13 protein-coding genes and 1 tRNA gene are annotated in these 11,795 nt (G+C 65.0%); 8 read left to right on the forward strand and 6 right to left on the reverse strand.

From position 1 onward, the window contains the following. On the reverse strand, nucleotides 1–865 hold an 865-nt coding region (locus SE92_RS36520), incomplete at its 3' end, for a LysR family transcriptional regulator (RefSeq protein ID WP_063195046.1). Between the two features lie 139 nt (nucleotides 866–1,004). Between SE92_RS36520 and SE92_RS06855 the strand changes: the two genes are divergently transcribed. Genes SE92_RS06855 through SE92_RS06880 form a run of 6 tightly spaced genes read left to right on the forward strand, consistent with a single transcriptional unit; the run spans nucleotide 1,005 to nucleotide 5,575 of the window. Further along, nucleotides 1,005–2,018: an ABC transporter substrate-binding protein gene (locus SE92_RS06855; protein ID WP_063195047.1), complete on the forward strand. Its 1,014-nt coding sequence runs from the start codon at nucleotides 1,005–1,007 to the stop codon at nucleotides 2,016–2,018. After that, entirely contained in the window at nucleotides 2,018–2,758 is a 741-nt protein-coding gene (rutB, locus tag SE92_RS06860) for a pyrimidine utilization protein B (protein ID WP_063195048.1), read from the forward strand. Before SE92_RS06855 ends, rutB begins: the two co-directional genes overlap by 1 nt. Further along, complete coding sequence (gene rutC / locus SE92_RS06865) at nucleotides 2,755–3,141, forward strand: pyrimidine utilization protein C (RefSeq protein ID WP_063195049.1); 387 nt, start codon at nucleotides 2,755–2,757, stop codon at nucleotides 3,139–3,141. Before rutB ends, rutC begins: the two co-directional genes overlap by 4 nt. 1 nt (nucleotide 3,142) lies before the next feature. After that, nucleotides 3,143–3,946: an ABC transporter permease gene (locus SE92_RS06870; RefSeq protein ID WP_063921210.1), complete on the forward strand. Its 804-nt coding sequence runs from the start codon at nucleotides 3,143–3,145 to the stop codon at nucleotides 3,944–3,946. A gap of 28 nt (nucleotides 3,947–3,974) precedes the next feature. Beyond that, the gene (gene rutD / locus SE92_RS06875) at nucleotides 3,975–4,766 is read left to right on the forward strand and encodes a pyrimidine utilization protein D (protein ID WP_063195050.1); all 792 of its coding nucleotides are present in this window, start codon (nucleotides 3,975–3,977) and stop codon (nucleotides 4,764–4,766) included. Then, on the forward strand, nucleotides 4,763–5,575 hold the full coding sequence (locus SE92_RS06880; RefSeq protein ID WP_063195051.1) for an ABC transporter ATP-binding protein: 813 nt from the start codon (nucleotides 4,763–4,765) through the stop codon (nucleotides 5,573–5,575). The genes rutD and SE92_RS06880 overlap by 4 nt, the downstream gene beginning before the upstream one ends. A gap of 118 nt (nucleotides 5,576–5,693) precedes the next feature. On the opposite strand, the gene SE92_RS06885 is transcribed toward SE92_RS06880, so the two are convergent. From SE92_RS06885 to SE92_RS06895, 3 genes are all read right to left on the reverse strand, one after another. Continuing rightward, nucleotides 5,694–5,770 (reverse strand) — tRNA-Arg (locus SE92_RS06885). Nucleotides 5,771–5,930: 160 nt separating this feature from the next. Then, nucleotides 5,931–6,470, reverse strand: coding sequence for a hypothetical protein (locus tag SE92_RS06890; RefSeq protein WP_063195052.1), 540 nt, complete (start codon nucleotides 6,468–6,470; stop codon nucleotides 5,931–5,933). 162 nt (nucleotides 6,471–6,632) lie between these two features. Beyond that, complete coding sequence (locus SE92_RS06895) at nucleotides 6,633–7,205, reverse strand: hypothetical protein (RefSeq protein ID WP_063195053.1); 573 nt, start codon at nucleotides 7,203–7,205, stop codon at nucleotides 6,633–6,635. Between the two features lie 184 nt (nucleotides 7,206–7,389). Between SE92_RS06895 and SE92_RS06900 the strand changes: the two genes are divergently transcribed. Next, entirely contained in the window at nucleotides 7,390–7,776 is a 387-nt protein-coding gene (locus SE92_RS06900; protein ID WP_063195054.1) for a VOC family protein, read from the forward strand. Between the two features lie 79 nt (nucleotides 7,777–7,855). On the opposite strand, the gene SE92_RS06905 is transcribed toward SE92_RS06900, so the two are convergent. Next, on the reverse strand, nucleotides 7,856–8,356 hold the full coding sequence (locus SE92_RS06905) for a hypothetical protein (RefSeq protein ID WP_063195055.1): 501 nt from the start codon (nucleotides 8,354–8,356) through the stop codon (nucleotides 7,856–7,858). Between the two features lie 257 nt (nucleotides 8,357–8,613). Here SE92_RS06905 and SE92_RS06910 point away from each other — a divergent pair, with 257 nt between their 5' ends. Continuing rightward, the gene (locus tag SE92_RS06910; protein WP_063203377.1) at nucleotides 8,614–8,967 is read left to right on the forward strand and encodes a GrlR family regulatory protein; all 354 of its coding nucleotides are present in this window, start codon (nucleotides 8,614–8,616) and stop codon (nucleotides 8,965–8,967) included. On the opposite strand, the gene SE92_RS06915 is transcribed toward SE92_RS06910, so the two are convergent. After that, a complete protein-coding gene (locus SE92_RS06915) occupies nucleotides 8,968–11,655 on the reverse strand; it encodes a PAS domain S-box protein (protein ID WP_063195056.1) in 2,688 nt (895 codons plus the stop codon). Nucleotides 11,656–11,795: the final 140 nt, after the last annotated feature.

An 11,795-nucleotide genomic window follows, 5' to 3' on the forward strand; every position in this document is an offset into this window, starting at 1 on the left:
GAAGTGCGCGCGCGGCTGGCGACAGGTCACGACCGATGCGCCGGATCAAATAAAGCTCGCGTTCGATCACGGGCTCGACCAGCTTCCGATACGTCAGCACCGCATGGCTCGCCTCCGGCCAGGCGAGACTTGGCAGGGGCGCGACGCCGACGCCGGCCTCAACCAGCGCCAGCAGCGTCGCCGGATGCTCCGCCTCATGGATCGGCGTACCTTGGCCGAGATCGGTGACGCCGCGCTCGATCTCGAGCCGGATGCCGGTGCCTGATGCCATCACCACGAGGCCTGCTTTCGACGCCTCCGTCCAGCTCACCGCGTCGCGTGCGCTGAGCGGATGATCGCGCCGCATGACCAACGCGAAATTGTCAACGAGCAGGCGCGTGGCGTCGAGCTCCGGATCGTCGCCGGGTACGTTGGCAATGCCGAGATCGACATCGCCGCCGCGCAACGCCGCAAAAATCTGATGCCGTGAAATTTCCTTCAGGGTCACAGCCACCATCGGGTATTCGTGCTGGAATACCGCGAGCACGCGCGGCATCAGCCGCAGCGCCACCGATGGCACGCAGGCCACCGTGACATGACCGCGACGGTGTTCGCGCAACTCGCGCAGGTCCTGGAGCTGGCGATCGAGATCGGCGAGCAGGCGCTGGATGCCCGGCATGAAATCCGCGCCGACCTTGCTGAGCTGAAGTTTTCGTGTGGTGCGATCGAGCAATCGTACCCGCAATCCGTCCTCGAGCTGGCGCACCGCCTGACTGACGGCGGATTGCGACATGCCGAGCGAGCGCGCCGCGGCGCTGAAGCTGCCCGTCTCGACAACCCGGACGAAAGCGCGGAGCTGCTTGAGGTCGACCTTATCTATTAGCATCACTTATAAATATATCTATCTATTCCTAATTGCTAATAAAAACGAGCGATGCAAGGATTTTGGGCGAAGACCGGGAATGACCATCAATTAGGCAGACGGCGGACTAACCCGCTGTTCTGTCAAGTTAAAGGACAGGGACGTGATCAATAGACGCGACCTCATGAAGTATTCGCTGCTCGGAGCGGCAACGGCTCCGCTGGCTGGCCTCACCACTCCCGCTCTCGCCGGCGGCACCAAGGTAGCGATTGCCGAGGCGCTTCGGCTCGGCATGTACAACTCGCTTTATGTAGCCGCGGACAAGGGGCTGTTCGCCAAGCACGGCTTGGATGCCGACCTCTCCACTGCGGGCGGCATCGCGCTTCCGGTCCCGATCCTGCTTTCGGGGCGCGGCCAGATCGGCGTCACCAGCCCCGGCATGTCCGTCAATGCAGTCCGCGAGGGCGGGAAGATCAAGAACATCGCCAAGATCGTTGGCGGCGTGTCGATGTGGGGCATCGCCAGGCCCGACAGCAGGATCAAGACGATCGACGATCTGCGCGGCAAGACCATCGCCACCCTGAAATTCCCGTCCTCGACGATCCAGGTGCCGACATACGCGATCAAGACCGTCGGCAAGTTTGATCCAAAGGAGGCCGGCGTCACCTTCCTCGAACTGCCGCCGGGCGCACAGGCCGCCGCGGTGAAGGATGGCCGCGCCGACATCGCCACCGCCTTCGAATGGGACGTCAGTATCGCCGCCGAACAGTTCGGCCTCGTGCCGGTGTTGTCCTTCGCCGACGCGCTCGGCTCGCTGTGCTTCACCACCGCGATGGCGACGGAAGAGACGATCGCGAGCAATCCGGCGGCGGTGCAGGGCTTTTGCAACGCGATCGCCGAAGCGCAGAAGCTGATGCACGAGAACAACGCCGTCTTCACCGAGGTCGCGGAGAAATATTTCCCGAAGGTCTCACCCTCCGTCGTTGCCAGCGCCACGAAAAACTTCTTCGGCTCCAGGACCGCGATCCCGCGCAACCCCACCATCTCGGCAGATGAATGGGATCGCGCGATGCAGCTCGAACAGGGCGGCGGTGCGGTGCAGACCGTCCTGCCCTATGCCCAGATGGTCGACAACAGTTTCGCCGGGCAGGCGACCAAGCAGTTCGGTCTGGTGTGATGACGGTGAATACCTCTCCCGCGGGCGAGCCGCGCTACGTCACTCTGCCGGCGCGGCCCGAGCCGCTGCGGCTCGCGGTCGACGAGACAGCCGTGGTCGTCGTCGACATGCAGAATGCCTATGCGTCACCGAACGGCTATCTCGATCTTGCCGGCTTCGACATCTCCGGCGCCAAGGCCGCCATCAGTGCGATCCAGGACGTGCTGGGTGTCGCGCGTGGCGCGGGCGTCCCGGTGATCTTCTTCCAGAATGGCTGGGACGCTGACTATGTCGAAGCCGGTGGAGCGGGCTCGCCGAATTGGCACAAGTCGAATGCGCTGAAGACGATGCGCAAGCGGCCTGAGCTGCAAGGCAAGCTGCTCGCCAAGGGCGGCTGGGACTATGCGCTGGTCGACGAATTGATGCCGAAGCCCGGCGATATCGTGGTGCCGAAGACACGCTACAGCGGCTTCTTCAACAGCCAGTTCGACAGCATTTTGCGCGCGCGCGGCATCCGAAACCTCGTGTTCTGCGGCATCGCCACGAATGTCTGCGTGGAGTCGACGCTGCGTGACGGCTTCCACCTCGAATATTTCGGCGTGATGCTGGAGGACGCGACGCATCAGGCCGGCCCCGACTATCTGCAAAAGGCCTCCGTCTTCAACATCGAGACTTTCTTCGGCTGGGTCTCGTCCACGAGCGACTTCCGCCGCGCCTTTGCCCAGACCGAAGCCGTTCCAGCAAAAGAGGATACGCTATGACCGACCGCGCCATCATTCCATCAGGCACTCACGCGCCGATCGCCCCGTTCTCGCCGGGCATGATGGCCGACAACGTGATCTACGTGTCGGGCACGCTGGCTTTCGATGCCAAGAACGACGTCGTTCATGAGGGCGACGCCGCCGGGCAGACGCGACACATCCTCGAAACTATCAAGCGCGTGCTGGAGACGGCAGGCTCGAGCCTTGCCGACGTCACTTTCAACTCGATCTTCATCACCGACTGGGCGAACTACGCCGCGGTCAACAAAGTCTATGCCGAGTATTTTCCCGGCGAGAAGCCGGCGCGCTTTTGCATCCAGTGCGGGCTGGTGAAGCCGGCCTGCCTCGTCGAGATCGCCTCGATCGCACACAAGAGGACGTGAGGTGGCCGTGCTCGACGCCGGCCAGGCCGCGGTGACGGGCGCGCGCTTCAAGCTGCCGTCCGCGCTTCGCATCGCCCTGCTCCAGATCGCGCTGCTTGGCGTCCTGCTTGCCGGCTGGGAGCTCGCGATCCGCTTCGGCCTGATCGCGGTCTATCTCTATGGCCAGCCGAGCGGCATCATCGCCAAGGCAACCAAGCTGATCGGCAGCGGCGAACTGTTCCGCGATGCGGCGCTGACGGCGTGGGAAGCTATCGCAGGCTTTTTGATTGGAACGGTGCTCGGCAGTGCGGCGGGGCTGTTGCTGTGGCTTGTCCCGACCGGCGCGGCGGTACTCCGCCCGTATCTGATCGCACTCAACGGCCTGCCGAAGATCGCGCTGGCGCCGCTGATCATCGTCTGGTTCGGCATCGGCCTCTCCTCGAAGATCGCCATCGCGGCGATCATCACCTTCATTGTCGCGGTCATCACCGCGCTCCAGGGCGCCAAGGAGGTCGATGCGGATCTGATCAAGCTGCTGCGCTCGCTCGGCGCCAGCCGGCTGAAGACCTGGCGCACCGTCATCGTGCCCGGCGCGATGCCGTGGATCATCGCGGCCTTCCGTCTCAATGTCGGCTTCGCCCTGATCGGCGCGGTCGTCGGCGAGTACATCGCCTCCAAGGAGGGCCTCGGCTACATGATCTACTACGCCGGTGTGCTCTACGACCTCAACGCGGTCTGGGTCGGCATCGCGACGTTGATGGTGGTGGCGCTACTGATGTACGGCGCAATCGACCTGATCGAGCGACGCCTGCTCTCCCGACCGTGAACGACATCAATTCAACAACTGGGACGTCATGACTTTCGCACGCGGCGAGGATGCCGACATCTACTATGAAGTTCACGGACGCGGTACGCCGGTCGTTCTGTCGGCGGGCATGGGTGGCAGCGGCTCGTTCTGGGCACCGCAGCTCGACGCGCTCGCGAGCCGCCACCAGGTCGTTCTCTATGACCACGTCGGCACCGGCCGCAGCGCAGCGGGCCAGCGCAGCATCGCCGGCATGGCCGACGATATCGCCAGCGTGCTGGACCATGCCGGCGTCGATGCGGCGCATGTCGTGGGCCACGCCATCGGCGGCATCGTCGGCATCGAGCTTGCGCTGCGCCATCCCAAGCGCCTGCGCAGTCTTGCCGTCGTCAACGGCTGGGGACGCGCCGATCCGTTCCTGCGGCGCTGCTTCGAGATCCGTAAAGCGCTCCTCAACCGGTTGGGACCGCAGGCCTATGTGCGAGCCCAGCCGCTGTTCCTTTATCCGCCGCAATGGATCTCGGAGAACATCGCCCATCTCGATGCCGAGGAAGAGCGCATCTTGAAGCACTTCCCCTCCGTCGGCACGATGAACGAGCGCATCGACATGTTTTTGGCGTTCGAAGGTGGCAGGCGCCTCGCGGCCATCAACGTGCCAACGTTGTTGTCCTCTGCCAAGGATGACGCGCTGGTGCCCGCCTATCTTACCCGCGAGCTGGCCGCCGCCATTCCGGATGCGCGCGTGCGCGAGGTCGATTGGGGCGCGCACGCCTTCAGCGTGGTCACGCCAAAGATCTTCAACGACATGCTACTCGACTTCTGCAAGGAGGTGGACCGATGAATGCGCCCGCGCAAAATCTTGCGGGTTCAGAGCCGATCGTGCTGCGCGCCGAGAATGTCGGCGTCACCTTCGACGGCGCCGGCCACCCCGTCGAGGCGATCCGGAAAGTGGATTTCGAGCTGCGCCGCGGCGAGACACTGGCGATCGTCGGCCCCTCCGGCTGCGGCAAGTCCACGCTGTTCAACGCCATCGCCGGCCTGCTGCGACCGACGCGCGGCCATGTCGAGGTCGGCGGCCGCCGCGTCGACGATGCCGCCGGTCATGTCGGTTACATGCTGCAAAAGGATCTGCTGCTGCCCTGGCGCAGCGTGCTCGACAACGTCATGCTCGGCCTGGAGATCCGCAAAACGCCGACGCCGCGTGCGCGCGAGATCGCGCTGGAGCTGATCAAGGCCTATGGCCTCGCCGGCTTCGAGCATGCCAAGCCCGCGGCGCTGTCCGGCGGCATGCGCCAGCGCGTCGCAATCATGCGCACGCTCGCCTTCGATCCCGAGGTGATCCTGCTCGACGAACCGTTCTCGGCGCTGGATTTCCAGACCCGTCTGCTGATGCAAGCCGACGTCTCCCGCATCATCGCCGAGCGCGGCAAGAGCGCGATCCTCGTCACTCACGACATCGGCGAGGCCATCGCAATGGCTGATCGCGTGTTGGTGCTGAGCGCGCGCCCGGCGACGGTCCGCGCGCTCCACGTGATCGAGCTGCCGCGCGCCGGGCGCGATCCGGCCGGCTTGCGGACAGACCCACAATTCCAGGATTATTTCGCGAAGATCTGGGCCGATCTGGAGAAGCCGCCGGCTGGCGTAGCGTGAGGCGAGCTTCTCCCTAGCGTTGGTGCCGGGCGCTCGGGCCTCAACCGCTATGATCCTTCAGCTGGGAGGAGGCACTCCGCGAGGGATTGTTCGTTGTCTTGTAACGAATGCCGAAATTTGGCGCGCTCGGAGAGATTCGAACTCCCGACCCTCGGAATCGAAATCCGATGCTCTATCCAGCTGAGCTACGAGCGCCCTGGCCCGGGGCTACCGGGCCGCAAACCGAAACGGGCCGGACCGGCTGCTGGCGAGCCAGCACACCGGGCGGCGTTCGGGTGGGTTCGAATTAGCAGAGAGGCTGACCAATAAAAAGCCCCCTCGCCTCTATCGGGCCGGATCCGGATGGAGGGTGCTCTCACCAGGTCGTGTTGAACAGGCCGAAATGCGGCTGCTGGGCAACCAGCATCATCGGCCGGCCCTGCGGCGGCGCCGAATGTGCCCTGGCGACCTTGCGCTTGGGCTGAGACTGGACTGGCGCAGCCTGGGCCTGAGAGACCTGAGCCGGAGAAGATTGCGGCCTGGCCTCAGGCTTGGCTTCAGCCTTCCTGGCCGCGGCTGTACCGGCCTTCGGCGGCGTGAACTGGGCGAACGTCTCGCGCACGCGCGCCTTGGCCGACAGCTCAGCCAAGGCCGGCGACACGCCCTCCTGAGCCGGCGGCTGGGGAGGCACGACTGCGGCGGTCTTCACTGCGGGCGCGACGATCGTGGGCTGGGTCGTATCGAGCACGACACGCTCCGGCAGATGGCGGTCGGAGCGGATGCGGATCAGCGGTTGATCATTGCCTGCGGCGGCGACAGTCTGCGCAACGGGTTGCGATGGCAGAACGTAGTTCGCTGCAAACAGCAGGACGAGCAAGGCTCCACCGACAAAGACGAAATACCGAAAGATGGGCATTGGCCGCGCTCCGCCCCCCGCATCCCCGCGTGGGCTCTTCGCCTTCAACAGGCGATCATCTAATTGGTTCCTGGCCCAGCCCTTCGGTTCAAATGGCGATGCGAGGTTTTTTCGCCAAGGGCCGCAAAGGGTAACTTTTCCGCTACCGAAACATGGCCGGCTTCAGGCGCGGCGTGCTGCAACCAGCGAGCATTTTGCCTGATCGGCATTCACATTGACGAAGCCGACGGAGACCCGCGCGAAGGTCTTGCGGCTCTTCATGCTGACCGGATCTGCCAACACGCGGCTGCGATCGGTGAGATGACTTCCGTCGCGCCGTGCAAAGGCGCAGACGATCTCGACATCCTTTACGGCATAGTCATTGTCGTTTCGCAGCGTGAACGTCACCAGGGCTTTCGAGCCAAGCCCGCCGCGGCGCCAGGTCTGCGATGAAATCCTGAGACGACCGAGGTCCGCCATGGCCGGCACCTGGGCGTCCGAAGCCGGCGAGGTCGATGCTGCGGGATCGCCCGCAGGAGCCGGCTCGACGGCCGCCAGCTCCGACTTCGGCTGCTCGGCGCTGTTGCCTTTGGAGAGAGGCAGCAGCATCCAGACGCCACAGCCGACGATGATGGCGGCCAGCAGCCACAGCAGGCTCCGGCCAAAGGAGACGCTCGCCATCGTCACGGCTCGCGCCACGCGCTCGCCGGTCCCGGCGAAGCGCCCTAATCCGATCCGGTCGAGCCTGGCGTTCATGGTTGCATCACCGATGGCGGCTGAGCACGTTCGACGATGGACTCGCGACACGGACTAGGCCGCAGCTTACGTCAATCCGGAAGACGAACTAAGGTTCCCTGCGAATCGGCAAGGACGGTGGCGATCACCGGCCGGGGCCGTTAACATGCGCGGCAAATCGAACGATCGCGTTGGGAGAATTGGAATGCCAGTCGTCGTCACTTGGGATCACGTCCATCTGCGCAGCCCCGATCCGGAAGCCACGGCGGCCTGGCTGCGGGACATCCTCGGCGGCGAGATCGTGCACGCGCCGGGACGAATCGACGTGAACCTTGGCGGCGCCAGGGTCTTCATTGCGCCGCTCGAGGGCGATAGCGCCGTCAACCCGCCGCCTCCGCACCCGCATCAGGGCCTCGACCATATCGGGTTGACGGTGAAGGACATCGATGCCGTCGCGGCTGAGATCAAGGCCAAGGGCGTCACCTTTACGCGCGAGCCGACCACGATCCGGCCCGGCGTGCGGATCTGCTTCATCCGCGGCCCCGAAGGCATTTCCATCGAGCTCCTGGAGCGCGACAAGAAATACACCTGACGCGGCGCGAGCCTTGGCGGACGAACTGGCGGACGACTTGAGCGGACGACTCGAGCGGACGACTTGCCGACCGGCGCGGCTAAGTCATGCTGCCGGGCATGAAGCAACGGATGGTGACGCCCATGTAGCCGTAGATCGGCCACACCATGGTGCGTCCCACCCGGTTCGGCTCGGAGATCACGGCCTCCTCGGGGACCTCGACCCAGACCAGCTCCTGCGGCTGCCCTTCGAGCCCGGAAGCATAGCGCGGGAGGCGGACACGATAGTGCCCGTCCTTGCTGTCCCAATCGGTATCCGAGAGCGCCGAGCCGTCGGCATCGGAGCAGCATGGCCCCTTGCCGCTGCGCAGGCCGTCGAACCAGGCCTTCAAATCCGCATTGGTGTTGGCGAACTGGCCGCGGTCACGCGCATGCCCGAAGGGGGCTACGAGGGCCATCAGCGCCAAAACGCAAGCCAGCCTGGCTGTCGCGCTTCGCCAGCGTGTTGCGCTGCCGGAGCGCCATCGTTCGTTTTTGCAATTGGTGGGACGCGCACTGTACAGACGCGGCTCATCGCCGCCGGAATCGATCCAGTTGCTCATCGTCTTGCTCCAGCACCCCGCGGCCAGTGCAGCAATTGTTATGCATTTCGCGGGCCAACCCCGATTCGTGGCGATCGGCCTCGCTCCATCATCAGACCGTCATGAGGGCGTCACGCACAAGCCGGGACAACTACGGCTCGAGGCCGCACCTGCTGCGGCCGGCCGGCAAACTGCCGCGTTGCGCGAGCGCATGCGCTTTGGCATAAAAGCAGAACCGGTTACGCCATTGGGCGATGGCGGCCGGCCTGCGGGACGTTATGAAGAACGGCCTCTATTCGATTCATGTGACCCTGCTCGATGGTCGAACCGGCAAGGGCAGCGGCGTCATTCTGTTTCGCGACGGCAAGATTCTTGGCGGCGATGCCTACCTCTATTACACCGGCAGCTACGTGGTGAAGGACAACAACACCTTCAAAGGCGAAGTGCTGGTACAACGGCACACCTCGCCTCGCGGCGACGACAATCCGCTGTTCGGCGGCCCTGCCCCGGTCGGTATCGGCGTCAGCGGCACGTTCACGGAGACGCGCGGCGAGATGACGGGCACGGCGCTGGTCGGCAAGGCCAGCCAGATCTTCGGCGCGACCCTGCACAAGCTCGCTGACGCCGACTAGCTATTCCGCGGCCTGCTCGAGCGGCGCTGTGCGCGGCAGGATGATCTGGATGCGCGTGCCGCTGCCCGGCTCGGAATCGAGATCGAGCCTTCCGCCGAGCCGGTTGGTGACGATGCTGTAGACGATGTGCAGGCCGAGGCCGGTGCCGCCCTGGTCACGTCTTGTGGTGAAGAATGGATCGAAGGCGCGGCGGCGGACGTCGAGCGACATGCCGCAGCCATTGTCGGAGAAGATGATCTCGACATTGTCCTTGCCGGACTCCCGCACCTGGATGTCGATGGTCCCGGGCCGTCCATCCGGGAAGGCATGCGCCACCGAATTGAGAAACAGATTGGTCAGCACCTGGCCGTACGGGCCCGGATAGCTGTTCATGGTCAGATCGGGCTGGCACTCGACATTGAGCGTCAAATTGTGCTTCCGGAGGCCCGGACGCAGGCTCATCACCACCTGCTCGGTGAGATCGCCGAGATCGAAGTTGCGCTGGTCCGAATAGTTGCGGTCGGCGGCGACCTGCTTGAACGACTGGATCAGCTCGGCGGCGCGGTTGAGATTGGAGACGAGCTGCGAGGATGCGTCGCGGTTGGTGCTGAGGAAGTCGTTGAGCGTGGAGCGACGCAGCTCGCCGCGCTCGACCTCAGCCGTGAAAATCGCGGTCTTGCGCTCCAGCGCGGAAGCGACCGTGAGACTGATGCCGACGGGATTGTTGACCTCGTGCGCGACACCCGCAACGAGGCGTCCGAGCGCCGCGAGCTTCTCGGCCTCGATCAGCGAGGCCTGGGTCTCGCGCAGATTGCGCAGCGCAGTCTCGGCCGCCTCCTTGGCCTTGCGCATCTCCTGCTCGCCGCGCTTGCGCTCGCCGATGTCGAGCGCGACGGTGACGATCCGCTCGATCTCGCCCTCGGCATCGAGCAGCGGCAGCTTGTTGACCAGCCATTGCCGCATGTTGCCGGAGGCGTCCTTGTACTCCTCCTCGTAGAAGCCGAGACCCTTGCGCAGGCTGAGCACGCGCTTGTCGTTCTCGTCGGTCTTGGCCGCGCCATAGCGCGACATCAGATCGGCCGTGGTGCGGCCGAGCGCGTCGTCGGGCTCGATGCCGAAAATGCCGGCCATGTAGCGGTTCATCAGCACATAGCGCAGGTCGCGGTCCTTGACGTTGATGACCGCGGGCACGGTGTCGATGACCTGCTGGAGCAGGCGCCGGCCTTCGGCGATGGCGTCTTCCGCCCGCTTCTGGTCGGTGATGTCGCGCAGCGTGCCTTCGTAGCGGACGATGTTGCCCGCTTCGTCGCGCACGCCGGTGGCGCTGTCGGAGAGCCACAGGATGTCGCCGCTGCGCTGGCGCACCTGATACTCGAACTCGCGCACCATGCCGTCGCGCGCCATCAGCCGCTGATATTCGACGCGCGCCTCAGGGTGGACGTAGATCGTGTGGGCGATGTCGTTGATGCTGGCGATCAGCTGCTGCGGGCTGTCATAGCCCATCATCCGCGCCAGCGCCGGATTGGCGTTGAGGAGGTCGCCGGCCGGCGTCGTCACATAGATGCCGTCGACCGAACCCTCGAACAGTTTTCGGTAGCTCTCTTCAGCGAGGCGCTGCTCGGTGAGCGCGCGCACCGCCGCCTCGCGCGCCGTGTCGGCCTCCTCCAGCGCGCGACGGAACACTTCGGCCGCACGCGCGATATCGCCGATCTCGTTGTCGAGATCGGCGGACGGGATGGAGGTGTCTTTCCGACCCGCCGCAAGGGCGCGAATCGAGCGTGCGATCTGGGCAAGCGGGCGGACCGTCCTGCGCACCACGAAGCCGGCTGCGAGAATGCCGATCAGAACGCCGATGGTGCCGAGCACAATGCTCTGCCATCGCGCCTCCGTCAGGGTCCGGGCAAAGTCGCGCGACAGCACGTGGCCGCGCCGGTCGCTGACCTCGCGCAGCAATTCGGTGACGCGGCCGATCAGCCGACCCTCAGTCCCCAGCACCTCCCGGTCGATATCAGCGATCTGCCGCTCCCGGACGGCGACAGCCATGATGGCCTCGGCATAATCGTTCACGGCCGATCTCAGCCTGGCATCGCCGATGTTCAGTGCCCGCATGTTTTGGGCGGCCTGTTCCGCCGCGGACGGGTTGCGTGCGAGCAGCCCGAGCGCGATCCGGCTCTGGGCCTCCGACAGGCGTGAGGCCAGCTCGCGGTCGGCGGTGCCGGAGACGGCCGCATCGAACTGGTCGCGCAGCGGCGGCAGGCCGGCGAGCAGCTGGGCGCGGCGATCGATCAGGGTCGAGATCCGCTCCAGGCCGCTGCGATAGGTCGCAAGCCGCTCGGTGACCCCGTCGATCATGTCCTGCTGCTCGGGCGCAAGCTCGATGCGGGTCTTCTTCAGGATGTCGCTCAGCGTCGAGGCCGCCTCGCCCACCTGCTTGAACTGGATGCCGGCGCCGGGATCGGTGACGAAGTCGCGCGCGGCGAGGCGCAATTCGTTCATGCGGCGGTCGATGTCCTCGGCGAGGTCGCCGACGCTCTGCAGCCGCTGCAGCTCGGCGAAGGTCGTGTCGATGTGCCGGATCGCGATCACGCTCGCGGTCGAGGTGACAATGATCACCGCCAGCACCAACAGGAAGCTGCCGAAAGTGAGCTGGCCGATGGAGAGCGAGAATGTTCGCTTTTTCTCAGGGGTCGGCGTCAATTCGGCGGACATTGGGCTTCGAGGACCGGGATACTGGAGACCCAATATACGACGTATTGCGGTCCCGGGGAAACATGCCTCGGGCCGCCGATTATCCTTAATATTGTGGGCTTCGGAGAGCCCCCTCCCCCTTTATGACGGTTTGACGCTTG

This window comes from Bradyrhizobium sp. AT1 (assembly GCF_001590795.1).
Lineage (GTDB): Bacteria > Pseudomonadota > Alphaproteobacteria > Rhizobiales > Xanthobacteraceae > Bradyrhizobium.

Excerpts from the sequence above, each read along its gene's own strand:
- rutB (WP_063195048.1), top strand. The coding sequence starts at position 2,018 with ATGACGGTGAATACCTCTCCCGCGGGCGAGCCGCGCTACGTCACTCTG.
- rutC (WP_063195049.1), top strand. The coding sequence starts at position 2,755 with ATGACCGACCGCGCCATCATTCCATCAGGCACTCACGCGCCGATCGCC.
- rutD (WP_063195050.1), top strand. The coding sequence starts at position 3,975 with ATGACTTTCGCACGCGGCGAGGATGCCGACATCTACTATGAAGTTCAC.
- SE92_RS06880 (WP_063195051.1), top strand. The coding sequence starts at position 4,763 with ATGAATGCGCCCGCGCAAAATCTTGCGGGTTCAGAGCCGATCGTGCTG.
- SE92_RS06890 (WP_063195052.1), bottom strand. The coding sequence starts at position 6,470 with ATGCCCATCTTTCGGTATTTCGTCTTTGTCGGTGGAGCCTTGCTCGTC.
- SE92_RS06895 (WP_063195053.1), bottom strand. The coding sequence starts at position 7,205 with ATGAACGCCAGGCTCGACCGGATCGGATTAGGGCGCTTCGCCGGGACC.
- SE92_RS06900 (WP_063195054.1), top strand. The coding sequence starts at position 7,390 with ATGCCAGTCGTCGTCACTTGGGATCACGTCCATCTGCGCAGCCCCGAT.
- SE92_RS06905 (WP_063195055.1), bottom strand. The coding sequence starts at position 8,356 with ATGAGCAACTGGATCGATTCCGGCGGCGATGAGCCGCGTCTGTACAGT.
- SE92_RS06910 (WP_063203377.1), top strand. The coding sequence starts at position 8,614 with ATGAAGAACGGCCTCTATTCGATTCATGTGACCCTGCTCGATGGTCGA.
- SE92_RS06915 (WP_063195056.1), bottom strand. The coding sequence starts at position 11,655 with ATGTCCGCCGAATTGACGCCGACCCCTGAGAAAAAGCGAACATTCTCG.